Source organism: Alsobacter sp. KACC 23698, assembly GCF_045348435.1.
GTDB lineage: Bacteria > Pseudomonadota > Alphaproteobacteria > Rhizobiales > Beijerinckiaceae > Alsobacter.
This window is the reverse complement of record NZ_CP157484.1, coordinates 304,848-330,823: the sequence shown is the minus strand read 5'-3', so window position 1 is coordinate 330,823 and position 25,976 is coordinate 304,848. Positions and strand designations below refer to the sequence as shown.

The 25,976-nt window shown below is 70.7% G+C and carries 22 protein-coding genes; 4 read left to right on the top strand and 18 right to left on the bottom strand.

Features of this window, described 5'->3' with window-relative positions; genetic code table 11:
* Window positions 1–23 precede the first annotated feature (23 nt).
* Genes ABEG18_RS01475 through ABEG18_RS01465 form a run of 3 tightly spaced genes read right to left on the bottom strand, consistent with a single transcriptional unit; the run spans window position 24 to window position 3,165 of the window.
* Complete coding sequence (locus tag ABEG18_RS01475) at window positions 24–989, bottom strand: Hsp33 family molecular chaperone (protein WP_406856330.1); 966 nt, start codon at window positions 987–989, stop codon at window positions 24–26.
* On the bottom strand, window positions 986–1,954 hold the full coding sequence (gene argF, locus ABEG18_RS01470; RefSeq protein ID WP_406856329.1) for an ornithine carbamoyltransferase: 969 nt from the start codon (window positions 1,952–1,954) through the stop codon (window positions 986–988). Before argF ends, ABEG18_RS01475 begins: the two co-directional genes overlap by 4 nt.
* On the bottom strand, window positions 1,951–3,165 hold the full coding sequence (locus ABEG18_RS01465) for an aspartate aminotransferase family protein (protein WP_406856328.1): 1,215 nt from the start codon (window positions 3,163–3,165) through the stop codon (window positions 1,951–1,953). Before ABEG18_RS01465 ends, argF begins: the two co-directional genes overlap by 4 nt.
* Before the next feature lie 518 nt (window positions 3,166–3,683).
* On the opposite strand from ABEG18_RS01465, the gene ABEG18_RS01460 reads away from it, so the two are divergent.
* The gene (locus tag ABEG18_RS01460; protein ID WP_406856327.1) at window positions 3,684–4,220 is read left to right on the top strand and encodes a GcrA family cell cycle regulator; all 537 of its coding nucleotides are present in this window, start codon (window positions 3,684–3,686) and stop codon (window positions 4,218–4,220) included.
* 58 nt (window positions 4,221–4,278) lie between these two features.
* On the opposite strand, the gene phoB is transcribed toward ABEG18_RS01460, so the two are convergent.
* The 5 genes from phoB to ABEG18_RS01435 all read right to left on the bottom strand — a co-directional run bounded on the left by phoB (window position 4,279) and on the right by ABEG18_RS01435 (window position 8,831).
* Window positions 4,279–4,983 (bottom strand): phosphate regulon transcriptional regulator PhoB, encoded by a 705-nt coding sequence (gene phoB / locus ABEG18_RS01455; protein WP_406856326.1) that lies wholly within the window; start codon window positions 4,981–4,983, stop codon window positions 4,279–4,281.
* A 97-nt stretch (window positions 4,984–5,080) separates the two neighbouring features.
* Window positions 5,081–6,172 (bottom strand): ATP-binding protein, encoded by a 1,092-nt coding sequence (locus ABEG18_RS01450; RefSeq protein WP_406856325.1) that lies wholly within the window; start codon window positions 6,170–6,172, stop codon window positions 5,081–5,083.
* Between the two features lie 12 nt (window positions 6,173–6,184).
* Entirely contained in the window at window positions 6,185–7,234 is a 1,050-nt protein-coding gene (locus ABEG18_RS01445) for a lysylphosphatidylglycerol synthase domain-containing protein (protein ID WP_406856324.1), read from the bottom strand.
* Window positions 7,235–7,325: 91 nt separating this feature from the next.
* Entirely contained in the window at window positions 7,326–8,399 is a 1,074-nt protein-coding gene (locus ABEG18_RS01440) for a malate/lactate/ureidoglycolate dehydrogenase (protein ID WP_406856323.1), read from the bottom strand.
* Window positions 8,400–8,624: 225 nt separating this feature from the next.
* Window positions 8,625–8,831, bottom strand: coding sequence for a hypothetical protein (locus ABEG18_RS01435; protein ID WP_406858505.1), 207 nt, complete (start codon window positions 8,829–8,831; stop codon window positions 8,625–8,627).
* A gap of 284 nt (window positions 8,832–9,115) precedes the next feature.
* Between ABEG18_RS01435 and ABEG18_RS01430 the strand changes: the two genes are divergently transcribed.
* Window positions 9,116–10,123: an aldo/keto reductase gene (locus ABEG18_RS01430; protein WP_406856322.1), complete on the top strand. Its 1,008-nt coding sequence runs from the start codon at window positions 9,116–9,118 to the stop codon at window positions 10,121–10,123.
* Between the two features lie 29 nt (window positions 10,124–10,152).
* On the opposite strand, the gene otsB is transcribed toward ABEG18_RS01430, so the two are convergent.
* Window positions 10,153–10,935, bottom strand: a complete 783-nt coding sequence (gene otsB / locus ABEG18_RS01425; protein WP_406856321.1) for a trehalose-phosphatase — start codon at window positions 10,933–10,935, stop codon at window positions 10,153–10,155.
* A gap of 191 nt (window positions 10,936–11,126) precedes the next feature.
* Here otsB and ABEG18_RS01420 point away from each other — a divergent pair, with 191 nt between their 5' ends.
* Window positions 11,127–12,278, top strand: a complete 1,152-nt coding sequence (locus ABEG18_RS01420) for an acyltransferase family protein (protein WP_406856320.1) — start codon at window positions 11,127–11,129, stop codon at window positions 12,276–12,278.
* On the opposite strand, the gene ABEG18_RS01415 is transcribed toward ABEG18_RS01420, so the two are convergent.
* The 6 genes from ABEG18_RS01415 to ABEG18_RS01390 all read right to left on the bottom strand — a co-directional run bounded on the left by ABEG18_RS01415 (window position 12,257) and on the right by ABEG18_RS01390 (window position 21,134).
* Window positions 12,257–13,405 (bottom strand): glycosyltransferase, encoded by a 1,149-nt coding sequence (locus tag ABEG18_RS01415; RefSeq protein WP_406856319.1) that lies wholly within the window; start codon window positions 13,403–13,405, stop codon window positions 12,257–12,259. The genes ABEG18_RS01420 and ABEG18_RS01415 overlap by 22 nt on opposite strands.
* Window positions 13,402–14,907 carry a lipopolysaccharide biosynthesis protein gene (locus ABEG18_RS01410; protein ID WP_406856318.1) on the bottom strand — a complete coding sequence of 502 codons (1,506 nt, stop codon included), beginning with the start codon at window positions 14,905–14,907 and terminating at the stop codon, window positions 13,402–13,404. The genes ABEG18_RS01415 and ABEG18_RS01410 overlap by 4 nt, the downstream gene beginning before the upstream one ends.
* Window positions 14,908–14,927: 20 nt before the next feature.
* Entirely contained in the window at window positions 14,928–15,728 is an 801-nt protein-coding gene (locus ABEG18_RS01405; protein ID WP_406856317.1) for a WecB/TagA/CpsF family glycosyltransferase, read from the bottom strand.
* 18 nt (window positions 15,729–15,746) lie between these two features.
* Window positions 15,747–17,534, bottom strand: a complete 1,788-nt coding sequence (gene asnB / locus ABEG18_RS01400; RefSeq protein WP_406856316.1) for an asparagine synthase (glutamine-hydrolyzing) — start codon at window positions 17,532–17,534, stop codon at window positions 15,747–15,749.
* 14 nt (window positions 17,535–17,548) lie between these two features.
* Window positions 17,549–18,892 carry a UDP-N-acetyl-D-mannosamine dehydrogenase gene (gene wecC, locus ABEG18_RS01395; RefSeq protein WP_406856315.1) on the bottom strand — a complete coding sequence of 448 codons (1,344 nt, stop codon included), beginning with the start codon at window positions 18,890–18,892 and terminating at the stop codon, window positions 17,549–17,551.
* A gap of 121 nt (window positions 18,893–19,013) precedes the next feature.
* Entirely contained in the window at window positions 19,014–21,134 is a 2,121-nt protein-coding gene (locus tag ABEG18_RS01390; RefSeq protein WP_406856314.1) for a GumC family protein, read from the bottom strand.
* Between the two features lie 266 nt (window positions 21,135–21,400).
* Here ABEG18_RS01390 and ABEG18_RS01385 point away from each other — a divergent pair, with 266 nt between their 5' ends.
* The gene (locus ABEG18_RS01385; protein ID WP_406856313.1) at window positions 21,401–22,477 is read left to right on the top strand and encodes a glycosyltransferase family 4 protein; all 1,077 of its coding nucleotides are present in this window, start codon (window positions 21,401–21,403) and stop codon (window positions 22,475–22,477) included.
* Here ABEG18_RS01385 and ABEG18_RS01380 read toward each other — a convergent pair.
* Genes ABEG18_RS01380 through ABEG18_RS01370 form a run of 3 tightly spaced genes read right to left on the bottom strand, consistent with a single transcriptional unit; the run spans window position 22,467 to window position 25,793 of the window.
* The gene (locus tag ABEG18_RS01380; RefSeq protein ID WP_406856312.1) at window positions 22,467–23,735 is read right to left on the bottom strand and encodes a glycoside hydrolase family 5 protein; all 1,269 of its coding nucleotides are present in this window, start codon (window positions 23,733–23,735) and stop codon (window positions 22,467–22,469) included. The two genes, ABEG18_RS01385 and ABEG18_RS01380, sit on opposite strands and share 11 nt — an antisense overlap.
* Window positions 23,732–25,069 carry a VpsF family polysaccharide biosynthesis protein gene (locus ABEG18_RS01375; protein WP_406856311.1) on the bottom strand — a complete coding sequence of 446 codons (1,338 nt, stop codon included), beginning with the start codon at window positions 25,067–25,069 and terminating at the stop codon, window positions 23,732–23,734. The genes ABEG18_RS01380 and ABEG18_RS01375 overlap by 4 nt, the downstream gene beginning before the upstream one ends.
* Window positions 25,059–25,793 carry an exopolysaccharide biosynthesis polyprenyl glycosylphosphotransferase gene (locus ABEG18_RS01370; RefSeq protein WP_406856310.1) on the bottom strand — a complete coding sequence of 245 codons (735 nt, stop codon included), beginning with the start codon at window positions 25,791–25,793 and terminating at the stop codon, window positions 25,059–25,061. The genes ABEG18_RS01375 and ABEG18_RS01370 overlap by 11 nt, the downstream gene beginning before the upstream one ends.
* Window positions 25,794–25,976: the final 183 nt, after the last annotated feature.

Below are 25,976 nucleotides of genomic sequence, written 5' to 3'. Positions count from 1 at the left end.
CGGGAGGCGCGCGGTCCCGAAGGTCAGGCGTCGACGCCGACCTCCTCGGGGTCGACATGGTAGTGGGTGGAGCAGAACTCGCAGGTGATGCCGATGCGGCCGTCGTCGCCCACCATGGAGCTGCGCTCCTCGTCGGAGAACTGCCTCAGCATCGAGACGATGCGGTCGCGCGTGCAGCGGCAGCGCTCCACGACCGGCTGGGCCTCGAACACCCGCACGCCGCGCTCATGGAAGAGCCGGTAGAGCAGCGTCTCGCTGGTCAGCGTCGGATCGATCAGCTCGTGATCCTCCACCGTCTCGACCAGGGACCGGGCCTCCACCCAGGCGTCGTCCTCCTGCGGCGTGTGCAGGGAGGCGCCTTCCGGCGCGTCGCCCGGCGGCAGGTCGGCCTGGCGGAGGCGGTCCGCCGACGTGGGCAGGAATTGCACCATTACGCCGCCGGCCCGCCAGGCGTGCGCGCGTCCGCCCGTGCCCAGCGTCTCGCCGACCGCGATGCGCACGCGCGTGGGGATCTGCTCCGACTGCTGGAAATACTGGTGCGCGGCCTCCTCGATGGTCTGGCCATCGAGCGACACGATGCCCTGGTAGCGGGACATGTCCGCGCCCTGGTCGATGGTGAGCGCCAGATGGCCGCGGCCGAGCAGCTGCGTCGGGACGGGGTCCGCGCCCAACGCGTCGAGACGCTCTGCGTCGAAGCGCGCATAGGCGCGCACGCGGTCGGGCGCCTCGAAGTCGACGACCAGCATGTCGACCGCGCCGTCGGTGCGGGTCTGCAGCTGGAAGCGGCCCTCGAATTTGAGCGAGGTGCCCAGCAGGACCGCGAGCGTCACCATCTCGCCCAAGAGCCGGGAGACCGGCGCGGGATAGGCGTGGCGCTCGAGGATGCTGTCCACCATGGGACCGAGGCGCGCGATGCGTCCGCGCGCCTCGAGGGGTTCGACCGCGAACGGGATGATGCGGTCGTCCTTCTCGGGATGCGTTTGCGTCATTGATCCAATGCTCCGAGACACCAGGCGAGCACGCCCTTCTGGGCGTGCAGGCGGTTCTCGGCTTCGTCGAAAACGACCGACTGCGGGCCGTCCATGACCTCGTCCGTCACCTCCTCGCCGCGATGGGCGGGGAGGCAATGCATGAAGATGGCCTTGGGGTCCGCCTGTTTCAACAGCTTGGCGTTGACCTGGTAGGGCGCCAGCAGGTTGTGCCGGCGGCCGGCGTCCTCGTCTCCCATCGACACCCAGCAGTCGGTGACGATGCAGTCGGAGTCGGCCACGGCCTCCTGGGGATCCACCATCGCGGCGACGCGGGCGCCCTCGCGACGCGCCCAGGCGAGCAGGTCGGCCGGCGGGGCGAGTTGCTCGGGCGCGGCGATGTTCAGGCGGAAGTCGAAGCGCGCGGCGGCGTGCACCCAGGACGCCAGGACGTTGTTGGCGTCCCCCACCCAGGCCACCGTCTTGCCCTTGATGGGGCCGCGATGCTCCTCGAAGGTGAGCACGTCGGCCATCACCTGGCAGGGATGCGACAGCTTGGTCAGCCCGTTGATGACCGGCACGGTGGCGTGCTCGGCCAGTTCGGCGACCGCCTTGGCGTCCAGCATGCGGATGACGATGGCGTCGACATAGCGCGACAGCACGCGGGCGGTGTCGGCGATGGTCTCGCCGCGGCCGAGCTGCATCTCGGCCCCGGTGAGCATGATGGTCTCGCCGCCGAGTTCGCGCATGGCGACGTCGAACGACACGCGCGTGCGCGTCGACGGCTTGTCGAAGATCATCGCCAGGGTCTTGCCGGCGAGCGGGCGCTCGGCCGGCGGCTGGCCCTTGCGCCGGGCGCGCTTCATCGCCGCCGACGCGTCGAGGACGCGCCTGAGCTCGTCGCCGGTGAAGGGCGTCAGGTCGAGGAAGTGCCGCACGGCCGTGGACGCCCGGTCCGGGGCGCCGATCGAGATCGTCGCGCTCATGCCGCGGCTCCCTTCTGGGCGGCGCGCTCGATGCGGCCGCAGGCCCGGTCGAGGCGGTCGAAGGCCTCCGCCACGTCCGCGTCGGAGATGATCAGCGGCGGCAGCAGGCGCACCACGTTGTCGCCCGCCGGGATGCTGAGGAGATGCTCCTCCCGGGCGGCCGCGGCGAACTCGACATTGGATGCGCGGGTGCGGATGCCGAGCAGCAAGCCCTCGCCGCGGATCTCCTCGATGACGGAGGGGTGGCGGTCCTTCAGCTCGGCGAGGCGCTGCTTCAGCTTGAGGCCTGTGCGCTCGACATTCTCCAGGAAGCCTGGCGCGAGCACGACGTCCAGGACGGCGTTCCCGACCGCCATGGCGAGCGGATTGCCGCCGAAGGTGGTGCCGTGGGTGCCGGCCGTCATGCCCTTGCCGGCTTCGCGCGTGGCCAGGCACGCGCCCAGCGGGAACCCGCCGCCGATGCCCTTGGCCACCGACATGATGTCCGGCGTCACGCCGGCGCGCTCATAGGCGAAGAACTTGCCCGTGCGGCCGACGCCCGTCTGCACCTCGTCGAAGATCAGCAGCATGCCGTGCTCGTCGCAGAGCTGGCGCAGGCCGCGCAGGCATTGCGGCGGGATCGCCCGCACGCCGCCCTCCGCCTGGATCGGCTCGACCATGATGGCGGCCGTCTCGGGCGTGATCGCGGCCTTCAGGGCCTCGTGATCGCCATACGGGACCTGGTCGAAGCCGTCGGCCTTGGGGCCGAAGCCCTCCAGGTATTTCTGCTGCCCGCCGGCCGCCAGGGTGGCGAGCGTGCGGCCATGGAACGCGCCCTCCACGGTGAGGATGCGGAAGCGCTCGGGCTGGCCGTTCACGGCGTGATACTTGCGGGCCATCTTGATGGCCGCCTCGTTCGCCTCCGCGCCGGAATTGGCGAAGAACACCGTGTCGGCGAAGGTCGCGTCGACGAGGCGCTGCGCCAGCTTCTCGCCTTCCGGGATGCGGAACAGGTTGGACACGTGCCAGACCTTGCGGGCCTGCGCCTCCAGCGCCTCGATGAGATGCGGGTGCGCGTGCCCAAGGGCGTTCACGGCGATGCCGGCCCCGAAATCGAGATAGCGCTCGCCTCGATCCGTGAAGAGCCAGGGCCCCTCTCCTCGCTCGAAGGAGAGGTCCGCGCGCGCGAAGGTCGGAAGCAGCGGCGACGGCTTGAGGCTCTCTTCGGCCATGATGGATCGTCTTTCCTCGACAGGGGCCCAAAAAAGGAAGTGCCGCCCGACCGGGGCGGCACCCTCAAACTATGGGGACGAGCCGCTTTCGTGTCAACGAAATCGGGTCGGCGAGGCGACCCCAACGACCCAAGTCCTTGATTTGGACGAATGTTCCGCCCGCATAGATTCCGGATGAAGATCTTCAAGCACAAGCGCGGTTCGTAACAATGCGGAGCCGTCAACCCCGGCACTGACTCTTTCCCGCCACGATCCTTGTTGAAAACACGCCCCGTCGCCGCCGGACTCTTGCACGTGAGTCACGCGATATCGTAGGTTCACGACTGTCAAATACGACATGTGGTGCGGCGAACCACTCGAACGGCCCAAGCAGAAACCCCGTGCTCCGCGATGCGGAGCGGCGCACGCGGGTGGATTCGCAAAGTGACGAGCATGCGTGAATTGGCGACATCGACGGCCTTCAAGAAGCTGCGGTCGCGAATTCAGAACGGCAACACAGTAGACGGGGATTGAGGCCAATGTCCTGGACAGATGAACGCGTCGAATTGCTGAAGAAACTCTGGAACCAGGGTCTCAGCGCCAGCCAGATCGCGGCGGAGCTCGGCGGAGGGGTCACCCGCAACGCCGTCATCGGCAAGGTGCATCGCCTCGGGCTCTCGGGCCGGGCCAAGACGCCGTCCCCGCAGCAGCAGCGGCCCCGCAAGGTGACGCGCGCCCCGAGCCATCCCTTGAGCCACGGCTCGTCCGCGCCGATCGTCCGCGGCAATCTGGCCGTCATGCCCAAGGCCATCCCGGCCCCCGCTCCCGTCGCCGAACTGGCGCCGGTTCCGCGCAACGACGTCGTGATCCCGATGTCGGAGCGGGTGACCATCATGGAGCTGCGCGAGTCCATGTGCCGCTGGCCCCATGGCGATCCGACGAGCGAGGATTTCCGCTTCTGCGGCGCCAAGTCGCCGCCCGGCACGCCCTACTGCAACTATCATTCGCAGATCGCCTACCAGCCGTCGGTCGACCGTCGGCGCGCGGCGGCCCGCATGGCGGTCGCCAAGGGCTGAGCGAGGCCTGCTCTCTCGAGAACGGACGCGGGCGCCGGGTCCCGCGTGGTGGTGGGGGTCAGCGGCGCGAGAAGGTCTCGTCGAAGGAATAGCCCGAGCCGCGCACCGTGCGGATCGGGTCCTTCTCGCGGGGCCGGTTGATGGCCTTGCGCAGGCGCCCGACATGCACGTCGACCGTGCGCTCGTCGATGTCGCTATCGTGGCCCCACACCCCGTCCAGAAGCTGCGAGCGGGTGTAGACGCGGCCCGGCTTCTCCATCAGGAACTCCAGCATCCGGAACTCGGTGGGGCCGAGATGCAGTTCGCGCCCGGACCTGCGCACGCGGCGGGTCTCCCGGTCGAGCGCGATGTCGCCGGCCTCCAGCGTGCTGGCGACGCGCTCGGGCGAGGCGCGCCGCAGCAGAGCCCGGACGCGGGCGACAAGCTCCGGCACCGAGAAAGGCTTCACCACATAGTCGTCCGCGCCCGTCGCGAGGCCGCGCACGCGCTCGCTTTCCTCCCCGCGCGCCGTCAGCATGATGATCGGCAGGCGCTGGGTCTCTCCCCGCTGGCGCAGCCTTCGGCACAGCTCGATGCCGGAGAGGCCTGGCAGCATCCAATCGAGCAGGATGAGATCCGGCGTGCGCTCGCGGATGCGCAGATCCGCCTCGTCGCCGCGCGCGACGGTCTCGACGTCGTAGCCTTCCGCCTCGAGATTGTAGCGGAGCAGAAGCGTGAGGGCCTCCTCGTCCTCGACGATCAGGATATGGGGGGCCGTCGCCATGGGGGGTCTCCGCCGGGATCTTCGGCCCTCTTCTATGACCGCAGCATGACATTCATATTACAGGCGGGAGCGGCGGATCCGCATGCGCCGCCAAGGCTCAAGCGGGCGCCAGCGGGATCGTGACGCGAAAGACGGCGCCCTCGCCGCGGCGGCTTTCCACCGTCAGCCGGCCGCGATGGCGCTTGGCGATGTGCTTGACCATGGCGAGGCCGAGCCCGGTGCCGCCCTTGTGGCGGCTCTCGGCGTCATCGACCCGGTAGAAGCGCTCCGTCAGCCGCGGCAGATCGGCGGGGCCGATGCCCGGCCCGTAGTCCCGCACCGAGAGCCGCGCATGGTCGCGGCCGCCTTCCGAGACCACGTCCACCGCGACGTCCACCCGCCCGCCGGACTGGCCGTATTTGATGGCGTTCTCGATCAAGTTGTCGGCGATGCGCAGGAGTTCGTCCCGGTCGCCCGGCGCGACCACGGGCGCGGAGTCGGCCAGGACGAGTTCGACCTTCCGCTCGGCCGCCAGCGGACGCAGGGTGTCGACCACTTGCCGGGCCACGGCGGCGAGGTCGACCGGGGCGTCGGGATGGCGATGCTCGCTCATCTCGATGCGCGACAGGGAAAGCAGGTCCTCGATCAGGCGCGCCATGCGTTGCGCCTGGCCCCGCATGATGGCGAGGAAGCGCTCGCGGGCGGCGGGGTCGTTCCTGGCCGGGCCTTCCAGCGTCTCGACGAAGCCCAGAAGGGAGGCAAGCGGCGTGCGCAGCTCGTGGCTGGCGTTGGCGACGAAGTCGACCCGCATCTTCTCCAGCCGGCGCGCCTCGGTGAGGTCGTGGAAGGCGATCACGACTGCGGGGCTTCCCGCCCCGCCCTCGCGCGGTCCCAGTCCCGTGGCCTGGAACGAGAAGACGCGCTGGACCGGAACCCGCTCCTCGTATTCGCCCGAGACCGGGCCCTCGCCGCGCGCCGCCGCCTCGGCGGCGCGGATGATGTCGGGCGTGCGAAGCGTGAAGGAAAGCGGCGCGCCGGGCGAGAGCGCGCGCCAGAGGCTCCGGGCCGCGCCGTTGCACAGGAGAACCGTGAGGGCGTCGTCGACCAGGAGGACGGGGTCCGGGATGGCTTCCAGAACCGAGGCGAGCAAAGGGTCCGGCGGGGCCATGGCCGCCATCATCGCGGGCTGGCGCGTGTCCTCGTCCTTCACGTCTGGCCCTCCTCAGCCGGACCCGACCTCGTCCTCGACCTCGTCATCGTCATCCTCGTTGGCCCGGAACGCCTTGACCCGGCGCACGATCTCCATGGCGCCCAGCAGCGCCAGCGCCAGCACGAAGGGCACGAAGTAGTAGCAGATGCGAAACAGCAGCAGCGCCCCGATCATCCCGCCGTAAGGCAGGCGCCAGAAGGCCAGCAGCATCGTCGTCTCGAAGACGCCGAGGCCGCCCGGCGCGTGGCTGACGATGCCCAGGATGCACGCGAAGGCGTAGATGGCCGCCAGCGTCTGGAACTCCACCCCGTAGCCCGGCGGCATCAGGGTGTAGAGCACCGCGCTGGCGCAGCAGACCTCCGCGGCGCCCAGCACGATCTGGGCCGCCGACACCTTGAGGCTGGGCAGCTCCAGCCGCCAGCGCTGCACGCGGACGGCCCGGCGCCTGACGCCGACCCAGACCAGATAGCCCATGATGGCCGCCAGCACGGCGGCGCCGATGAGGCGGTTGGCGGCGACGGCCAGATGGTTGATGTCGGCGATGGCGGGCGCCTGCCAGACCAGGCCGACGCCGACCACGGTCCCCATCCCGAGCAGGAAGGTGAGGCCCGCAATCGTGGTCAGGCTGGCGACCTTGCCGGCCGAGACGCCCAGCGGCGCGTAAATCCAGTAGCGGACCGTCGCGGCCGTCACGAGGGGAAAACCCAGCGTGAACGAGATGGCGTAGCTCGTGAAGGAGCCGAGCGCGGTGATCCGGTAGGGGATGCGCAGCTTGAGCTGCCTCAGCGCCAGGGCGTCGTAGGCGGTGAGCAGCGTGTAGCTCAGCATCACGAAGGCCAACGCGATGGCGAGGTCCTCCAGCTCGGCGCGCGCGAAAGCGGTGCGAACGTCCGAGAGCTTGACCTCCGACAGGATGCGCCAGAGCACGACGGCCGAAACGAGGAACAGCGCGACGCTGGCCAGCGTGCCGACCCACGCCAGCGACCGCCGCGGCGGAGCCGGCGGCGCGGCTGGGCTGCCGCCTCCGGCCAGTCCGGCGGGGCGAACGTCCGAGCTATCCATCATCGATCCGTGCGAAACGGCCCGCCCGGCCTGCCGCGGGCGGCTTCTTATGGCCGCGACGGCGGACGCCCGCAAGCCCGGGCGCGAGAAGTCAGGCGAGGCCGGCGGCTTGCTGCAGGGTCGCCCGGGCGAGCCCGACGGTCTCGGCCGCCGCGCCGATCTGGTCCCATGTCGTGCCGTCGACGGGCACGCCGTCGCGGATCCGTTCGGCCCGGACGCGCCGCTCCGGTTCGCCGGCGATCAGCACCGGGGCGTCGCGGCCGGGGAGCGGCGTGCGCGCCCATGCGATGAAGGCGTCGATCTGCGGGAAGAAGGTCTCGGTCGTTCCGACCGCGTCCGGCGACACGACGACCGAAAACATGTTGTTGACGATCGCCTGCCGCCGCTTGGGATGATGTTGCGTGCCGCCGCCCGACAGCGCGCCCGCCAGGAGTTCGCAGGCGAGCGCCAGGCCCCAGCCCTTGTGATCGCCGAAAGGCAGCAGCGTGCCGCGCGGCTCCTCGAACAGCGCGGCCGGATCGTTGGTGGGCTCGCCCGCCGCGTCGAGCAGTACGCCGTCCGGCACCGGCGCGCCCTTGTTGTAGGCGACCCGAACCTTGCCGACGGCCAGCTTGCTGGTGGCGAAATCCACGATGACGGGCTCCTGCCCGCGGCGGGGCACCCCGATCGAGACCGGGTTGGTGCCGATGCGGGCGGCGCGGCCGCCGAACGGCGCGACCGCCGGGTCACTGATGACGTTGACGAAGTGCAACGACACCAGCCCGGCGGCGGCGCACTGCTCGGACCAATGGCCGATGCGGCCGATATGATGGCTGTTGCGCAGCGACAGGATGCAGGATCCCTTGTCCCTGGCGCGCTCGACGGCGAGCGCGACGGAGTCGTGCGCGATCGACTGGCCGAGGCCCATGCCGCCGTCGCAGACGATCAGCGCGCCAGTGTCGACCGCCACCGTGGGCGTCGCGTTGAGCTTCATCTCGCCGGCCGCGAAGTTGGCGATATAGGCCGGGATCATGCCGACGCCGTGGGAGTCATGGCCGCGGAGATTGGCTTCGACAAGGTGGTCGGCCACGAGGCGCTGCTCGCGCTCATTCGATCCGGCCGAGGCGAACAGCATCCGGACGGCGGCCCGCAACCTGTCTTCGGAAATCCTGATCTCGTCCGCCATCCGCGCGATCCACCCTGTGCAGCGGCCCTCCGGCAGGGCCAAGGCCCTTGCATGGGCCGCTCGGGCGCACGTTACCGGCGCGGCGCCGGATGGCAAGATTGCGAGCGCGCAAATCGGGGCGCGCGAGCGCCGGGCGGATCTGCACGGCGGACATTGCTCCGCCGGAGGGGAGCCCCGGGCCCGAGGAGGACGGCGGACCCGGGGCCTGCTGCGGCCGCGTGCGATTCAGAAACGCGTTCCTGGATCGGTCGGCTGGCCGGGCAAATAGTCCGGTTCGGTCCCGGGAGCGTCGGGCTCGATGACCGGGGGATCCTCCACCGGATAGGGGTCTCGCGGGCCGGTCGGGCCGCGATCGGGCTCGTCCGGATCCGGGGGCGCGGGCGGCGTCTCGCCGGGGATGTAGCCGCCCGGCGTGGGCTGGCGTCCGGGCATGCCGCCGGGAGGCGGCGACGGGACCGGTCCGGGAGTCGGGACGTCGATGGCGGGTTGCGGCATCGCAGGCCTCCTGGTCGCCGTGGGTCGTCATCATGGTCGGGCTGGTTTCGGTCTGGCCTCGCCAGCCCGCACCAAGGTCAATCCCGCCGGCCCGGTCCGGTTCCTGGGGTGCGGCGATCCGGGCGTCCCGCCCTCGGCGCCGGGCTGGATTGCCAATCGGCTCCCGGAGGAGGACAGTCCGCCGAACTCGCGAACAGGACGCCGCGACAGGGAGAATGCGCATGGAGTACCGGTCTTTGGGACGCAGCGGCGTCAAGGTCTCGCCCTTGTGCCTCGGCACGATGATGTTCGGCGGCCCCACCGACGAGCCGACCGCCGGCCGCATCATCGGCCGGGCCCGCGAGGCGGGCGTGAATTTCATCGACACCGCCGACATGTACACGGAGGGGCGCTCCGAGGAGGTGGTGGGGCGGGCCATCAAGGCGGACCGTAGCCGCTGGGTGCTGGCCACCAAGGTCGGCAACCCGATGGGGGATGGCCCGAACGGACGCGGCCTGTCTCGCCAATGGGTGATGCAGGCGGCCGAAGCCAGCCTGCGCCGGCTCGGGACGGACGTCATCGACATCTACTACCTGCACAAGGAAGACCACTCGACGCCTCTCGGGGAAACCGTCCGGGCGCTGGCGGATCTCGTGCGGCAGGGCAAGATCCGCTATTTCGGCGTCTCCAACCATCGCGGCTGGCGAGTGGCCGAGATCTGCAGGCTCGCCGACCAGATGGGCGTCGACCGGCCGGTGGTCAGCCAGCCCTACTACAACGCCATGAACCGGATGCCTGAGGTCGAGCACCTTCCGGCCTGCGACCATTTCGGGCTCGGCGTCGTTCCCTACAGCCCGCTCGCGCGCGGCGTGCTCACCGGCAAATACGACCCCAGCCGTCCGCCGCCGGAGGGCACGAGGGCGGGTCGGCAGGACGCCCGCATGATGCAGACCGAATGGCGCACGGAGTCGCTGGAGATCGCGCAGGAGATCAAGCGCCACGCCGAGCAGCGCGGCGCCTCCGCCGCCCATCTGGCCATCGGCTGGGTGCTGAACAATCGCCTGGTCACCGGCGTGATCGGCGGCCCGCGCACCGAGGAGCAGTGGGAGGACTATATCGGCGCCCTCTCCTACCGGTTCACCGCCGAGGACGAGGCGCTGATCGACCGGCTCGTGCCGGCCGGCCACCCGTCCACGCCGGGCTATAACGATCCCGCCTATCCGCTGGAGGGACGCCTCCCGCGCGCCTGACCGGACCTAGATCACGATGGCCGCATGCTTCAGCCGGCCGCGATCGGCTCGCCCTGCGCCCAGCGGGCGAGCTGCTCGCGGAAGGCGGCCGGGCTGGGCAGCCGCAGCGGCGCGACGGTGGGTCCTTCGCCGATACGGATGGCGAGGCCGCCGCGCTCCAGCACGGCTTCAAAGCCGTGCTCGTCCGTCACGTCGTCGCCCACGAAGACCGGCCGCCGCCCCCGATAGGGCTCCGCCTCCAGGAACTCCTGTACGGCCCCGGCCTTGGTGGCGAAGGCGGGCAGGATCTCCAGCACGCTCTTGCCCGCCTGGAGCCGCCAGCGCGAGCCGAGGCTCTCCAAGGCGGCGGCGGCTTCCTCCACGACTTCGGATTCGAGATCCGGCGCGAGGCGCCAGTGAAGGGCGACGGAGCGGCCCTTGTCCTCCAGCAGCAGCCCGGGGCGCGGCTCGACGAAACCGCGGAACCGGTCCACCAGCTCCCGCAATTCCGGCTCATGGTCGGTGGCTCGCGCGGCGAAGACGCCGGAGCGGCGCATCTCGACCCCGTGAAGGCCGGCGGCGTCGAACCGGTGCGGGGCGAGAAACTCGTCCAGGGTGGCGATGGGGCGGCCGCTCACCAGCGCGAGCGCGCCGCCGAAGCGGTCGCGCAGCGTCTCCAGGGTGACGCCGAGGCCGGGCGCCACCACGACGTCCTGCGGACGCGGGGCCAGCTCCACCAGCGTGCCGTCGAAATCCAGGAACAGCGCGTAGTCGTCGGACGAGCCCTTCGGGAGCTCGGCTGCGGGGCGGGCCGGGGCTGGATCGAGGCTCATCGCGCGCGGGTTCCGATCGGACTCAGGGGCGTGCGGCTCGGCCGCTCGGGATGCGGCACGGCAACGCGCCAGCACGGGCTGTGGTTCGGCGTGGCCAGAGTTGCAGCCTCCATGCGCATTCCACGGTTCGGTACAACCGATTGTTGACGAGCTCCCGCTAACGTTGCGCGCTGGACAGGCGCGGAACGACCATGCACGGGCAAGCCCACCCTATCACAACGGCGCAGGCCGGCGCGCGGGCGGGGTCCATTCCGGGGCTCGACGGCCTGCGGGCGATCAGCATCCTGCTGGTCATGATCTCGCACGCGGGGCTGCAGAACCTCGTGCCCGGCGTGTTCGGCGTCACGGTGTTCTTCTGCATCAGCGGCTACCTGATCACGCGCCTTCTGGCCGACGAATTCGACCGCACCGGCGCGATCGCCATCGGGCCGTTCTACGCGCGGCGGATGCTGCGGCTCTCGCCGCCGCTGGTCGTCTATGTGGCCGTGATGGCGGCCGTCTGGTCCGCGACCGGGCACACGGCCGACCCGCTCGGCGTGACCGGGGCGCTGTTCTATTTCGCCAACTATCTGGCGATCTTCGCGCCGCATCGCCTGGACGGGATCGGCGGCCATCTCTGGTCGCTGGCCGTGGAGGAGCATTTCTACGCCGCCTATCCGCTGCTTTTGCTGGCCCTGCTGACCCGCGGACGCGGCGTCGTGGCGGTTCTGCTGGCGATCTGCGCGGCGTCGCTCGCCTCGCGCTTCGCCGTCTCGATGCTCGCGCCGGGCGTGGCGGTCGACTACACCGGGATGGCGACCGAGTGCCGGATCGAAGGCATCCTGGCGGGCGCAATCGCCGCCATCGCCACCCGCGGCCCCGCGGGCGCGGCGCTGGCGCGCCGCCTCGGGAGCCCGCGCGCCGCCCTGGCCGCGCTCGCGGTGCTGCTGACGACCTTCCTGATCCGCGATCCGCTGTTTCGCCAGACCGTGCGCTACACGATCCAGGAGATGGCGCTCGTTCCGATCATCCTGGCCGTGGTGGGCGCGCCCGCCGGATCCTGGCTGGCCCGGATCATGAACAGCGCCCCGATGACGCTGACCGGCAAGCTGAGCTATTCGCTCTATCTGTGGCATCTGGCCGCCTATGACGTGGCGCTCTGGCTCGCGCCCGGCGCGGGAGCGCGCCTCGTCGTGGCCTATGCGCTCGGGATCGGCCTCGCCTTCCTGACGGCCGCGGCCTCCTACTGGCTGATCGAGCAGCCGTTCTTCGGCCTGCGTCGACGGTTCGGGTCGCATGTCCGGCCGGCCGAGCCCGTCGGCGACCTCGCGATGCGGGCCGATCAGCCGGCCAGATCGGCGTAAAGGAGCGCATGCGCGCTCGCCGCGCGGGCGATGTCGTAGCATTCGGCGGCGGCCAGGCCTCCCGCGGCGAGGCTGCGCCGCAGGGAGCCGTCGCCCGCCAGCCGCATCAAAGCCGCAGCCAGGGCGGCGGGGTCATCCGACGGAACCAGAAGGCCGTTGACGCCGTCGTCGATCAGCTTGGCTGGGCCGCCGACCCGGGCGGCGACGACAGGCACGCCGGCCGCCATGGCCTCCACCAGCGCCAGCCCGAACCCTTCGGCGCGCGACGGGAGGACGCTGACATCCGCCTCGGCGAGCAGGGCCTCGACGTCGAGCCGGTCCTGCACGATGCGGACGGCGGCCTCGACGCCGAGCTCTCGCATGAGCCCGTGTAGATGCTCCAGCCACGGGTCGTCCGGCCGGACGGCGACGCCGGCGATGACGCAGGTTGTCTCCAGGCCCGCCGCCCGGCAGAGCGCGACCGCCCGGATGAGAATGTCCTGACCCTTGTCCCGCGCGAACCGGCCCACCTGCAGGATCCTGAGCGGGCCGGAGGCCTCCCGCGGGCGACCGACGCCGCGAAAGCGCGACAGGTCGACCCCGTTGGGGATCTGGGTCAGGCGCGGCGCGCCGATCTGCGCGCCCTCCTCGGCGGTGGCCGGCGAGATCGCCACCGTGGCCCCGACCGCAGCGCGGTAGAGCCATCGCGCCACGGCGCCATACTGCTGCGCGAGCCCCTGGCAATGGAGCGTGTAGACGACCTGCAGGCCAGGCCGGGCCAGCCGCAGCAGCATCGCCCATTTGCGGCTGCCCTCGTTGTGGGCGTGGACGACGTCGACGCCATACCGGCGCACGAGGCCGGCGAGCTGGACGAGATAGCCGGGATGACCATGGCCCTCGCGGCGCCCAAGGCGGTGGCAGGGCCAGCCGCAGGCCTCCAGCTCGGCCAGCATGCGCCCGTCGATCTCGTCGTTCATGATACAGACGACATAGCGGGCGCCGGGCGTGGCCCGGGCCGCCGACAGGAGGGAGATCAGCATCCTCTCCGCGCCGCCGATGCGCAGCGACGAGATCAGGTGCATCACCACGGGCGCTGGCCGCGGCCGGCCGGCCTTCGCTGGCGTCGCGACTTCCAGGCCCAGGGTCACGCCTTGCCTCCCATGGCGGCGGCCGGGGCCCCGCCGACATTCGGGGACGCGGCGGTCGGCTCCTGGCCGGACTGCTCCCACGGGGCCATCAGCACGCCCCGCAGCGAGACGCCGAAGAGGCTGAGCGCCGCCATATAGGCCAGACCGAAGAGCGCCCCGCCGAAACAGAGCTGCGCCGCATAGTGCCAGGTCTCGAACCAGGTCTCCGCCACGGCGAGCGCCGCGCTGGCGGCGGCCGCCGACGCCAGCACGGCGGCGATCCGGCCGACCGGCAGGCGCATCGGCAGCACGCGGTTGGACAGGACGTAGCTCGACAGCGTCGACAGCGAGGTCGTGACCACGAAGCTCATCCCGGCGCCGTCGATGCCCCAGCGCGAGATCATCAGGATGGAAGTCACGGCCCCCACGACCGCCGGCGCTCCCATCGAGATCAGGTACAGGTCGTTGCGCTTGACGGTGTAGAAGGCGTTGTCGAAGACGAAGAACTTCGCCGAGATCATCACCGCCCCGTAGGTGATGGAGGGCAGCAGCGCCACGGCGTGCTCACGATAGGCGGGCGGCAGCAGCAGCCCGGCCAGCTGCACGTCCAGCACGGAGATGCAGGCGGCGGCGCCGACGCAGAGCACGCAGGTGGTCACCAGCATGCCGGCCTGGAAGCGGCCCGCCGCGGCGGCGCCCTCGGCCGCGTAGCGGCGCACCAGCATCGGGAACGTGTAGGAGTTCAGGGGCGCGATGAAGAGCTCGATCGGCTGGCGGCCGATGGCGTAGGCCGCCGCGTAGAGGCCGACCGCCGCAGCCCCGGCGTAATGGTTGATCACCAGGCGGTCGAACCACGTCATCACCCAGGTCAGCAGCGCGGTGACGATGAGCGGGAAACCGAAGCGCAGGGCCGCCATGTAGCCGACCTTCGGCAGCTTCGGCCGGGCGAGGCTGCGCAGGGTGAGCACCAGCTGCACGCCCGCGACGAGGCCGCTGGCCAGCGACAGCGCCAGCGACGGCGCGAAGTAGGAATGGGTCATGTCGGCGGCGGCCACGACCGCGACCAGGATGGCGACCGCCCTGACCCCCTCCACCACCGCGATGGCGGAGTGGCGCTTGGCGAGTTGCAGCAGGACGATGGAGAACCGCACCAGGCCGAGCCCGACCGTGTAGCTGACGAGCGCGACCCAGAACACGAAGGTTTCGTTCGGCTCCGTCAACCGGGCGACGATCCAGGACAGGCCCACCCCCAGCGTCGTCGCCCCTCCGGAGAGAACGAGCAGCCGCCCCAGCCTGAGCGGCCGCAGGCCGTTCAATCCAGCCTCGGTCCGCAGGGAGTAGATGCGGATCCAGTTGGTCAGCGCCGTGTCGAGGATCTCGCCCACGGTCACGACCAGCACGAAGAGCCCATACTGGGCGACCGGCAGCCAGCGGGTCAGCAGGATCAGAAGGATGAACATGGCGAAGCGCGGCGCGAGCGTCGCCGCCAGGTAGAAGAAGTAGTCGCCGGACCTCGTTTTCACTGGCTTGCTCATGGCTGGAGTCAGGCGGCCCGTTCGTCCGGCGCGGCGACGCCCCGCGCGGCTTCCTCAGGCGCCGGTCCGCCCCCGCGCGAGCGACGCAGGAGCTCCCGCGCGATCAGGACGGCGTAGATCGCGTTCGTCCGGAGATAGCGCCCGAACATCTTGCGCGGCTCCTGCAGGAGCCGGTGCAGCCATTCCAGGCCGAGGCGCTGCATGGCCCGCGGGGCGCGGGTGACCCGCCCGGCCACCACGTCGAAGCTGCCTCCCACCCCCATCAGGAAGGGAACGCCGAGGCTTTCGCGCCAACGGCGCATGAAGCGCTCCTTGCGGGGCGTCGGCATGGCGACGAACAGGCAATGCGCGCGGCTTTCGCGGATGAGGCCGCAGATGCGCTCCTCCTCGTCGGCGCCGAAATAGCCGTGATGGGCCCCTGCGATCTTGAGTTCCGGAAAACGACGCAGGAGCTCCGCCTGGACATCGGCGAGAACGTCGGGCCGGGCGCCCAGCAGGAACGGGCGGAACCCGCGGTCGGCGCATTCGGCCATCAGGCGCAGGAAGAGGTCGATCCCGGCGACCCGCTCCGGCGCGCCCTGCCCGGTCGCCCGCATCCCGTAGACGATGCCCATGCCGTCGATGCCGACGATGTCGCTGTCGCGGATATCCTGCGCGAGCTCCGCGTCCGAGCGGGCGTTCACCAGCTTGGCGACGTTCAGGGCCACGTGCTGGCACCGCCGGCCGCTGCGCATGGCGGCGAGCGCGCAAGCGACGGTCTCATCCATGGTGGCGATATCCACCGGCGTGTCGAGAAGGCTCGTCCTCATGTCCAGGGCTCCCGGTGGTCAGGCGATGGCGCGCATGGCGCGAACGTTGCGGTCCAGGACCACGAAGGCCCAGATCTTGTCGGCGAAGTCGGCGCGCCCGCTCATATGCAGGTCGACGATGCGCTCCATGGCGCCGGGGCGCAGGAACTCGCGCTGCCAGGTGTTGGCGAGCGTGTCGTAGACCACGTCCCGCAGGCGGCCGCGGAACCAGCGCCCGAGCGGCAGGTCGAAGCCCACCTTGGGACGGTCGACGCATTCGGCCGGCAGGTAGCGGCGCGCGAGCTGGCGCAGGAGGTATTTCTGCTGGCGCCCGCGCAGCAGCATGTCGTCCTCCAGCGAGGCGGCGAAATCGGCGACGCTGCGGGTTACGAAGGGCACGCGCGCCTCGATGGAGGCGTGCATGGTGGCGCGGTCGGCGGCGGTGAGCATGTCGTCGGGCAGCCGCCGGCTCTGGTCGAGGAACAGCGCGCCCTTGAGCGATGCGACCCCGAAATCCTCCGGCTCTGCCCCAGTGAACATTTCCCGCACGAGGTGAGGCTCGAACGGCATGCTGGTTCCGGGATAGCCCTGCCGGCCTGAAGCCTGGCGCAGGAAATGGGCGACCCGCGTGCGCGGGCCCACCGCCCGGGCGGCGAATTCGGCGAGGCCCGGCGCATGGGCGCCGAGCGCGCTCAGCCGGCGGGCCAGGCGGAAGCGCCAATACTGATTGTATCCGCCGAAGAACTCGTCGGCGCCCTCGCCCGCCAACACGACCTTGAAGCCGCTGTCGCGGGCGAATTGCGCCACCACATATTTCAGCACGGAGGCCGGCTCGGCGTTGGCGTCGTCCATCACGGCGGGCCAGGAATCGAGCAGGCCGAAGACGGTCTCCTCGCTCATGAACTTGACGTAGTGGCGCAAGCCGTAGCGCCGGGCCACCGCCTGGGCGTAGGGGCTCTCGTCGAAGCGCCGGTCCTGGAAGCCCGCCGAGAAGCATGCGAGGTCGGGCACGTATCTCGCCGCGATGGCGGTGACGAGGCCGGAGTCGATCCCGCCCGACAGCAGCGAGGCGACCGGCGTGTCGGCGATGAGGTGGGCCCGCACCGAGGCGTGCAGGACGCCGTCCAGCTCGTCGAGCAGCTCGCCTTCGGGACGGCGCGTCACCAGCGTGGGCCGGGCGTCGGCCCAGCGGCGCATCTCCATGGTGAAGCTGCGCAGGTCGAAGATCGCCATCCAGCCCGGCGGCACCTCGCGGACGTCCTCGAACAGGGTCCGGGGCGCGTGGGCGGCGCGGGACGTGTAGTACTCCACATAGGCTTTGCGATCGATCCGCTTGGCCGAGAAGGGCATCAAGGCCTGCATGGTGGACCCGAAGGCGAAGACCTCCGGAGTGTGCAGGACATAGGCGGGCTTCACGCCGTAGCGGTCGCGGGCGACGTAGAGCTTCTGCTGCGCCTTGTTAAGATAGGCGAAGCCGAACATGCCATCGGCCCCGTTGAGGAACGACGTCCCCTGGGTGTTCAGGCCCTTGAGCAGCACCTCGGTGTCGGAACGGGTCGCATAGGGCAGGTTCGGCTGGCGCAGCTCCTCGAAATTGTAGATCTCGCCGTTATAGGCGATGACGCCGGCGTCATCCTGCATGGGCTGGACGCCGCCCTCGTGGTCGATGATCGAGAGCCGCGTATGGACGAAGTCCACCGGCCCCACGCTCAGCGCCCGGGCGTCGTCCGGGCCGCGCCGCCCGAGCGACTTCAAAGCCAACGCGGCGAAACGCTCGCTGACGCTCCACGAGGGGTCGCGCTGGACCAGTCCTGCAAATCCGCACATGCTGGCGTCGCTTCCTATTCGTCGTTGGAGAGCTTCAGCAGCCCGACCGTGTCGACCACCACCCGCGAGGCGAGCGCGGCGCGGTCGATATTGCGGAACTTGCTGTGCGCGACCAGGATCGCGACGATGTCGGCCTCCGCCACGGCGGCGCCGAATTCCGTCAGCTCCACATCGGGACGGCCGGCGAGGGCCTCGGGCAGGTTCGCGATGTTCGGCTCCACCACGAGCAGGCGCCCGATCCGCCGGTCGGCCAGGTTGCGGGCGATCTCGAGGGCGGGGCTTTCGCGCAGGTCGTCCACGTTCGGCTTGTAGGCGAGGCCGAGGATGGCGATCACCGGGTCCCGGAAACGCCCGGCGAGGCGCCCGATCCGGTTGGCGACCCGCAGCGGCTTGCCGTCGTTGACGGCGCGGGCGGCGGCGATCAGGGGGGTCTCGTCCGGCAGCGCCTGATGCAGGAACCAGGGGTCGATCGGAATGCAGTGCCCGCCGACGCCGGGGCCGGGCGAGAGGATGTCGACCCGCGGATGCAGGTTCGCCATCTTGATCACCGTCCAGGCGTCCACGCCGAGGCCCTCGCACAGGATCGAGAGCTCGTTGGCGAAGGCCACGTTGACGTCGCGGAACGCGTTCTCGGCGAGCTTGGCGCATTCCGCCTCACGCGAGGTCGCAAGCTTCATCTGGCCCATCGCGAAGGTGGCGTAGACCTCCCGGGCGCGCAGCGCGCTGGCATGGTCCAGGCCGCCGATGATGCGGGCGTTGTCGACGAGCTCGCGCAGGGTCTGGCCGGGCAGGATCCGCTCGGGGCAATAGGCCATCAGGACGTCGGCCTGCTCGGGGAACAGGTCCGGGAATTTCAGGTCGGGGCGCAAGCCGCGCAGCTGCGCCGCCGCACGCTCGGTCGTGCCGACCGGAGACGTGGACTCGATCACGATGAGGTCGCCCCGCTTCAGGACGGGGGCGATGGAGGCCAGCGCGGCCTCGACCGCGCGCATGTCGGCCTTCTTCTCGGGAGTGATCGGCGTCGGCACGGCGATCAGGAAGGCGTCGGCGGACTGCGGCCGGATGGAGGCCTCCAGCTTGCCGGCCTGAACCACGGCGGCGAGGATCATGTCGAGGTCCGGCTCGGCGATGTGGGCGCGGCCCTCGTTGATGCGCGCCACCGCGTCCTTCTTCAGGTCGACGCCGATCACGCTGAGCCCGCGGGACGCGAGGAGCGCCGCGGTGGGCAGGCCCACATAGCCGAGACCGACGACGCAGATCCGCTCCAAAGCGCGCTTTCCGGCGGCGCGCGCCGGCCTGGCGGGCGGCCGATCGAGGCTGGCTTCATACACAGGCTGGGGCGCGACGAGGGTGACCATGCTGATCTCCGGAGGGGGGTGTCCCGCAGCGTGTCGGGACGTCGAAGGCGTGTTCTGAATGGCAAGCCCGGCGCCACGGTCCGGCGTTTCAGGCTGATACAACCCAGAGGTGTATTTTCTCTCAGGCGACGATCAGCCCGCGGATGCGGGACCGGGAGCCGTCGAGCAGTTCGAGCGTGTCCTGGAGCGTCTCCCGCCGGGTGACGCCGGCGGTCACGATCAGGACGACGTCGTCCACGGCGCCTGCCAGGGGCGCCGCCGAGGAGTTGGTGGCGGGTCCGCCCGCATCGATGATGATGCGGTCGAAGCCGCGGGCCGGCGACAGCAGCGTCGCCTGGAGCTGATCCATCGAGGGCCGGCCCTGCGCCGCGCCGGCGCCGCCGGCGGCCAGGATCCCGATCTCGGTGTCCTCGTCGACCAGGACCGCGCGGTCCAGCGTGCAACGGCGCGCCAGCACGTCAGCCAGGCCATGCTGCGGCGCTTCGACGAGGGCGTCGGTGAAGCCGCCGCTCGGCTCGGCGTCGACCAGCAGGATGCGTCCCTCGTCCCGCGCCGCCGCGGCGGCGAGGTTGAAGGCGAGCTGGGTGCGCTGGAAGGTCGGCTCGACCGACAGGAAGAGCACGCTGCGGGCGGCCTGGCCGGCGGCCTGCTGGATCGTCTGCCCGGCGACCTGGCGCGAGCCGCGCGGGCGAAGCAGGTCCATGATCCTGAAGGCCACGGCGGCGAGCGGCGACGCCGGGTCGTCGAAGACGAGGGCCCGCAGCTCCGGCTTGGGGCGACGCGGGCTCGCCTTGGCGGGCGCGATCACGCCCAACACCGGCAGACCGGACGCGGAGGCGAATTGCGCCTTGGTGAAGAGGGTGGAATCGGTCAGCTCCCGGCCCAGCGCCAGGCCGGCGCCGGCGAGAAGGCCGGCCATCGTCGCGCCGGCCAGCACGACCGCGCGGGACAGGCCGCTCGAGGTCTGGCTCGGGACGGCGGGCGAGATGACGCGGGAGTTGGAGGTGTCGATCCCCTGCTGCTCGGAGATCTCCTTGGCGCGCTGCAGGAAGGTCGCGTAGATCGCGCGGCTGGCTTCGGCCTGGCGCTCCAGCTCGCGCATGCGCACCATCGCCTCGCCGCTCTCGTTGCTGAGGCTCTTCAGGCGGTCGAGATTGCGGGAGAGGCTCTCCTCCGCCGAACGGGCGCGGTCATAGTCGGCCTCCGCGGCGCGGGCCACGCGGGCGAGCTCCTGATCGAGAATCCGCCTGACGTCGCGCAGCTGCGCGGCCGCGGCGAGCGCGTCGGGGTGGCGCGGGCCGAGGCGTGTGGCCTGCTCGGCCTCCACCCTGGAGGCGTCCGCCAGGCGCGAGCGCAGCTGGGCCACGACGGCCGAGCCCACGGCGTCCGGCAAATCCCCGAGCGAGAGGGGCGACTTGCGCAGCTGCTGCACCTGGTCGAACCGCGCGCGGGCGTCGGCCGTGCGCGCCTTGGCGGTGACCAGCTGCTTGCTGACCTCGGTGATCTGCTGCTCGGGGATAAGGCTGCCGGTCTGGCCGATCAGGTCGTTGCGCGAGCGGTACTCGGCGACCTTGCGCTCGGCCTCCTGCACGCGGACGCTGAGTTCGTCGATGCGCAGGGCCAGGGCCCGCGAGGTGCGCTTGGCGGCCTCCAGCTTGCCGGCCGCTTCTTCCTGGAGGTAGACCGTCGCGATGGCGTTGGCGATGCGGGCCGCCTTGGCGGCGTCCAGCGACCAGACCCCCACGTCGACCACGAAGCTGCGCTCGGCGCGCTTGACGGCGACGCGCTTCTCCAGCGCGGTGAGCGCCGTCAGGGCGGGATTGTCGGACGGCTTCTCGCCAATGAATTCGGAATCCGCGTTGAGGCCCTGCTGCTCCACGACCTTGCCGAGGATGCTGGCCGAGCGCAGCACGCCCAGCGTCGTCTCGGCGTCCGAGGCGCTGAGCTCGGCGGTCTGGACGCGCAGGGTGGCGTCAGGCCGCACCACCTGGAGCTCGCGCGGATCGGCCAGGAGCTGCACGGTGCTGGCGTAGCGCGGCTTCACCGACATGGCCCCGGCAAGCCCGCCGACCGCGCAGAGCGCGAGCGGGACGAGGAGCCACCACTTGCGGCGGCGCAGGACCACGCCGGCGCCGCGCAGGTCGATGGTGACCACCTCGGAGGCCCAGCCGCGCGGACGCTCCGCATCGGCCACGGTCTGCGGGGGGACGGCTTGCCATCGATGGTGCGTGACGATGCTCATGCGCAGTCGGCTCCGGTGTCGATCATGGGCGGTGAAGCCCAGGCCGCCCCGGCGAGACCCTGAAGCGTCCCGGTTTGAGACGCTTGGCGGCCGCGGCGGCGATCCTGGTGGGAAGCCAGCAAGCGATATGCCTATCCAGGGTTGCAACGCGGCCGACTTCAACGGGACCTTAAGGCGGGCGGCGTAGAACAGCCCGGAGCAATGGACGGATCACACAGTTGGACCCTTCGACACAGCCGACCGCGCGCCCAATGCGGGCGCTGGTCGTGACCCCGACCGGGTCGCACGGCCAGGGCGGCATCGATCGTCTGTATTTCTATCTGCGCCAGGTGGTCGCGGCGCGCGGGATGGAGGGGGTCGAGATCTCCTATTTCGCGGCGCGCGGAGATGCGGCGGGGTGGCGCTGGCTACCGGCCTTCCCGCTCCGCCTGATGGCGTTCCTGTGGACGCTGGCGACGGTTCGGCCCGACATCGTCCACCTCAACCACTCGACGCATGGCAGCGCGTATCGCAAGGCCGTGCTGGCCTGGCTGGCGCGGCTCGCCGGGCGCAGAGTCATCATCCATTTCCACGGCATGGTCACGCCGGAGGACCAGGCCGCCTCGCCGCCCTGGTATCGGGCTTTGGGCCGCATGGCGCGCGGCGCCGACCGGATCGTCGTGCTCGGGCGGCATTTCGCGCCCTTCTTCTCGCGCACGCTGGGGGCGCGCCCCGACAGGATCGTCGTGATCCCGAACGGCATTCCGGACTTCGCGCCCGGACCGCCCGCCGAGCGCCCGCATCAAGAGCCTCCTCTGATCCTGTTCGCCGGCGAAGTGGGCCCGCGCAAAGGCGCCGACCTGATGATCGCGGCGCTGCAGCGGCTGGACGCCCTCCATGGCGACTGGCGGTGCGTGATGGCCGGCAACGGCGAGCTTGCGCCCTATCGCGCGCAGGCGACAGCGGCGGGGCTCGACGCCAAGCTGTCCTTCACCGGCTGGGTCGACAGCGAGGCCGTGCACCGGCTGATGCGCGAAGCCGCCATCGTGGCCCTGCCCTCCCGCGTCGAGGGCTTGCCCTTGACCCTGCTGGAGGGCGGTTGCGCCGGCGCCGCCCTGGTGGCGTCGGATGTCGGCGCCATCCCGGACATCGTGATCGAGGGGGTGACGGGAGCGGTCGTCCCCCTCGACCCGGATGCGATCGCGGCGGCGCTCGCCGATTTGCTCCAGGATCCGGAGCGGCTGCTGCAAGCCCAGCGCGCCTCGCGCCGGATGTTCGAGGAGCACTACGAGATCGGCCGCTTCGCCGACAGGTTGCGCGAGCTCTATCTGGAGGTGGCGGGCCGACCCGCCGTCACGCGCTGACGCGCAGGCCCAGCGCGCGCAGCTGGACCGGATCGAAGGAGACCGCGTCGTCGGTTTCGACCAGGGCCATGCCGCCATAGCCCGTCACCGCCCAGATCGCCCAGGCGAAGCCGTTGGCCTCCGCCTCGACGCGCACGTCAGTGAGCCAGGACTCGCGCGCCGCGTCGTCGGAGGCCCTGTACGGTCCATAGGTGCGCGTGACTCCAAACTCGCCCAACAGGATCCTGGCCGGGTCGACACCGTGGCGCGACGCCCAGTCGGCGACGGCGCGGAAGTCGCGCCAGACGGCGCGCCGGTCGAAGCCGGAGTCCATGTAGGCCGTGGCCGCGGCTTTCGCGCCCCGCAAGGCTACGCCGCGCTGCAGCACGTTGAGGCTGGAATCCTCGGCGACGTTGCGGGCGATGCGGTCGAGCACGGCCGCCCTGTCTCCCCCGCCGGCCGGATAGGGCAGGTTCGACAAATAGCGCCAATAGCGTGATTCGCCCTGGTCTCCCTTGACCCCCTGGTGGGTGAAGACGTGCGGGGCGTAGTAGTGAAACGTCCACCACACGTCGCTGCCGCGGAACGGCGCGGGATCGAGCGCGAGCAGGCCGTCCTTGTCGCCGCCCCGGGCCCCGGAGAGCACGATCGGCAGGAGCGGCGCCGCCGCCCTCGCCTTCGCGTGCAGGGTGACCAGCATGGCCTGCCAGCGCGCCGCGGTGGCCCCGTCCCAGCCATATTGCGGCTCGTTCATGAGCTCCAGCGCCAGCCGGGGCGAGCGCATCTCGGCGAGCAGGCCGGCGGTTCGGGCCATCAGCTCCGCATAGGCCAGGAACAATGGGCCGTCGATCGCCTTGGTGATCAGTTCAGGCGCATAGGCCGGGACCTGGCTGACGGGGTGGAAGTCCACGATCACCGCGAAGCCGTGGTCCAGCAGGCGGCGCACGGCGGCGCGCAGCATGGCGTCGAGCGCGAAGCGTCGCTCGCCCTCGAACTGCAGGAAGGGGCCAGGGTCCACGGTTAGGCGGATGAAGTCGATCCCGGCCTTCGCCAGGTTGATGAGGATCGCGTCCGGCGTCTCGTAGGTCTTGCCCGCGAAGGGCGGAAAGGCGAACCGGTCCTTGTCGGCCGGCTCCACCCTGGCCCAGTTCATCATGTTGTGGATGCTGGCGCCGCGGCGAAACAGCGGGGCCCCGGCATGGGCCCTGCCGCCGGCGGCGGCCGCCAGCGCCGCGCCCGCCAGTCCGGCGAGCGCCTGCCTGCGATCGAGCCCGATCATGCCGGCCATCCGCGGCCGGGCGCGTCGTCGCGCCGGTAGGCGAGGCATAGAACAACCATCATGACGATCGCCTGATTTTTGGAGGACAGGGTGTTGTTGGAGAGCGCGCAGAGCAGGAAGGCGACGACGCCGAGCGCGGCGCGCCAGTCCGAGCCGGCGGCGAGCCGCCACAGGCTCAGCAGGATCGTGCAGAACAGGGCCGCCGCGCCGAGCGCGCCGAACTGGAACACGAACATCACGACCGGGCTCTCGATGAATTCGAAGCCGAGCTTCTCGAAGGCGAGCTTCTTGATCCAGAGCGGGTCCGCCCCGAGCAGGATGTCGCGCCAGTCGACGAGACCGAAGATGCGGTAGATCTCGACGCGCGCATTGGCGCTGTCATCGACATAGCCGTCGGTGATGAAGCGCTCGAGCAGCCCCAGCTGCGCCATCGCGGGCAGCGCGATCGGTATGAGGCAGACCAGGCCCAGCAGGATCAGCCCGCGCGTCTTCAGCCGTTGCGCCGGATCGGGATTGGAAAGCGGCATGGTCAGGGCGCTGACCAGCGCCACCGCGGCCGCCAGAAGCGCGCCGGTCCGGGCGCCCGCCGCGAAGGCGGCCATGACCAGCAGGAGCATGGCGGCGGCCTTGGCCCAGCCGGGCCACCGGGTGGCCATCACGAAGGCGATCGAGCCGGCGTTGAACAGCCCCACCACGAGCGGATGCGAGGTGAGGCCGGTCGGGCGGAAGCCGTTCTCCACATACGGATAGGGCAAGAGCCGCAGGCCGACGGCCTTCTCGGCGATGGCGACGAGCGAACTCAGCGCCATGAAGATCAGCAGGGCGTCGCCGATGCGTCGCCGGCTGTCGGGCGGGAGCACGAACATCAGCGCGCAGGCGAGCGCCGAACTCACATAGGTGTCCACCAGGAACCCGGCCGACACGCTGTTGCCCGCCAGGACGACGACAGCCGTGAGCGCGGCGATCACCGCCACCAGCCAGCCGAACTGGCGCAGGATCCGCACCTCGGCGGGAAGCAGCGCGATGCGGGTGGTCAGCAGCGCCAACGCCAGGAGGCCGACGCCCAGATAGGTGCCGACATGGATTTTCTCGAGCACCGATCCGCCGTCGCTCGAATAGTCGATCACGGCGTTGAGCAGGTTCTCCGACAGGACGAAGCGCGACAGCAGCGCCACGCCGACGCCCCAGGCCAGCACCGTCGCGACCAGCGGACGATCATCCTCGGCGCGCCACGGGGCTGAAAGATCGGGCGAAGCGGCGAGCCCCGCGCTGGCCAGCGCCGAGCGGCTCGCGGCCGAGGCCGACCGGCGGGCGGCGCGGCTTTCAGAACGCATTGCGGTACGGCCGGAGAGAGAACAGGGTCAGGGCCAGGATCTTGAGGTCGAGCCGCAGGGACCAGATCTCGACATATTCCAGGTCCCGCTCGACCCGCGCGCGCATCTTGTCGAGCGTGTCCGTCTCGCCGCGCAGGCCGTGCACCTGGGCCCAGCCGGTGATTCCGGGCTTGACCGAATGGCGCCGCGCATAACCGGGCAGCTGCGCCTCATAGAGATAATTGTGCGCGACGGCGTGGGGACGCGGGCCCACCAGCGACATGTCCCCGCGGATCACGTTGATCAGCTGGGGCAGCTCATCGATGCTGAAGCGCCGCAGATAGCGACCGAGGCGCGTCACGCGCGGATCGTGTCGAGCCGCCTGCGGCCCGTGGCCGGCCTCGTCCATGGTGGTCATGGTCCGGAATTTCAGGATGCGGAACGTCGCGTGGTCGAGCCCGTGCCGCCTCTGCCGGAAGAATACCGGCCCAGGGCTGTCGAGCTTGATCGCAAGGGCGATGACCAGGAGGAGCGGCCAGATGGCGACGAGCCCGAGCGTCGCGATGGCAAGATCCAGCGCCCGCTTGGCCGCTCGCGCCCCGAAGCGGGACCTGGCCCTTGGGAGATCCCAGTATTTCGCCGGGGTCTCGCGGCCGTAACTGTGCGAACTCCGGACGCTTCGCGCCGCCCCCGTCCTGCTTCGGAACGGCGTCGGGCTGAAAACCGGCTGGATCTGCTCGGACATGGGTCATTCCCGTTGTTGCGACGGGAAGGCTGCAACCGGCATGCCTTATTCAACCTGAGGTTGGTTCATGGCGTGCAGGCCATGGCGTGGCCCCCGTGGCCGGGGCTGATCTCCGCTCCACTGGCACGGGCTGATTTGTGCTTGAAAGCCGAAGATCTACGGCGGAACGGGCGAGCATTGCGC

Excerpts from the sequence above, each read along its gene's own strand:
- ABEG18_RS01430 (WP_406856322.1), top strand. The coding sequence starts at position 9,116 with ATGGAGTACCGGTCTTTGGGACGCAGCGGCGTCAAGGTCTCGCCCTTG.
- wecC (WP_406856315.1), bottom strand. The coding sequence starts at position 18,892 with ATGGTCACCCTCGTCGCGCCCCAGCCTGTGTATGAAGCCAGCCTCGAT.
- argF (WP_406856329.1), bottom strand. The coding sequence starts at position 1,954 with ATGAGCGCGACGATCTCGATCGGCGCCCCGGACCGGGCGTCCACGGCC.
- ABEG18_RS01420 (WP_406856320.1), top strand. The coding sequence starts at position 11,127 with ATGCACGGGCAAGCCCACCCTATCACAACGGCGCAGGCCGGCGCGCGG.
- ABEG18_RS01445 (WP_406856324.1), bottom strand. The coding sequence starts at position 7,234 with ATGGATAGCTCGGACGTTCGCCCCGCCGGACTGGCCGGAGGCGGCAGC.
- ABEG18_RS01375 (WP_406856311.1), bottom strand. The coding sequence starts at position 25,069 with ATGCGTTCTGAAAGCCGCGCCGCCCGCCGGTCGGCCTCGGCCGCGAGC.
- phoB (WP_406856326.1), bottom strand. The coding sequence starts at position 4,983 with ATGGCGACGGCCCCCCATATCCTGATCGTCGAGGACGAGGAGGCCCTC.
- otsB (WP_406856321.1), bottom strand. The coding sequence starts at position 10,935 with ATGAGCCTCGATCCAGCCCCGGCCCGCCCCGCAGCCGAGCTCCCGAAG.
- ABEG18_RS01380 (WP_406856312.1), bottom strand. The coding sequence starts at position 23,735 with ATGATCGGGCTCGATCGCAGGCAGGCGCTCGCCGGACTGGCGGGCGCG.
- asnB (WP_406856316.1), bottom strand. The coding sequence starts at position 17,534 with ATGTGCGGATTTGCAGGACTGGTCCAGCGCGACCCCTCGTGGAGCGTC.
- ABEG18_RS01440 (WP_406856323.1), bottom strand. The coding sequence starts at position 8,399 with ATGGCGGACGAGATCAGGATTTCCGAAGACAGGTTGCGGGCCGCCGTC.
- ABEG18_RS01370 (WP_406856310.1), bottom strand. The coding sequence starts at position 25,793 with ATGTCCGAGCAGATCCAGCCGGTTTTCAGCCCGACGCCGTTCCGAAGC.
- ABEG18_RS01405 (WP_406856317.1), bottom strand. The coding sequence starts at position 15,728 with ATGAGGACGAGCCTTCTCGACACGCCGGTGGATATCGCCACCATGGAT.
- ABEG18_RS01460 (WP_406856327.1), top strand. The coding sequence starts at position 3,684 with ATGTCCTGGACAGATGAACGCGTCGAATTGCTGAAGAAACTCTGGAAC.
- ABEG18_RS01435 (WP_406858505.1), bottom strand. The coding sequence starts at position 8,831 with ATGCCCGGACGCCAGCCCACGCCGGGCGGCTACATCCCCGGCGAGACG.
- ABEG18_RS01465 (WP_406856328.1), bottom strand. The coding sequence starts at position 3,165 with ATGGCCGAAGAGAGCCTCAAGCCGTCGCCGCTGCTTCCGACCTTCGCG.
- ABEG18_RS01390 (WP_406856314.1), bottom strand. The coding sequence starts at position 21,134 with ATGAGCATCGTCACGCACCATCGATGGCAAGCCGTCCCCCCGCAGACC.
- ABEG18_RS01475 (WP_406856330.1), bottom strand. The coding sequence starts at position 989 with ATGACGCAAACGCATCCCGAGAAGGACGACCGCATCATCCCGTTCGCG.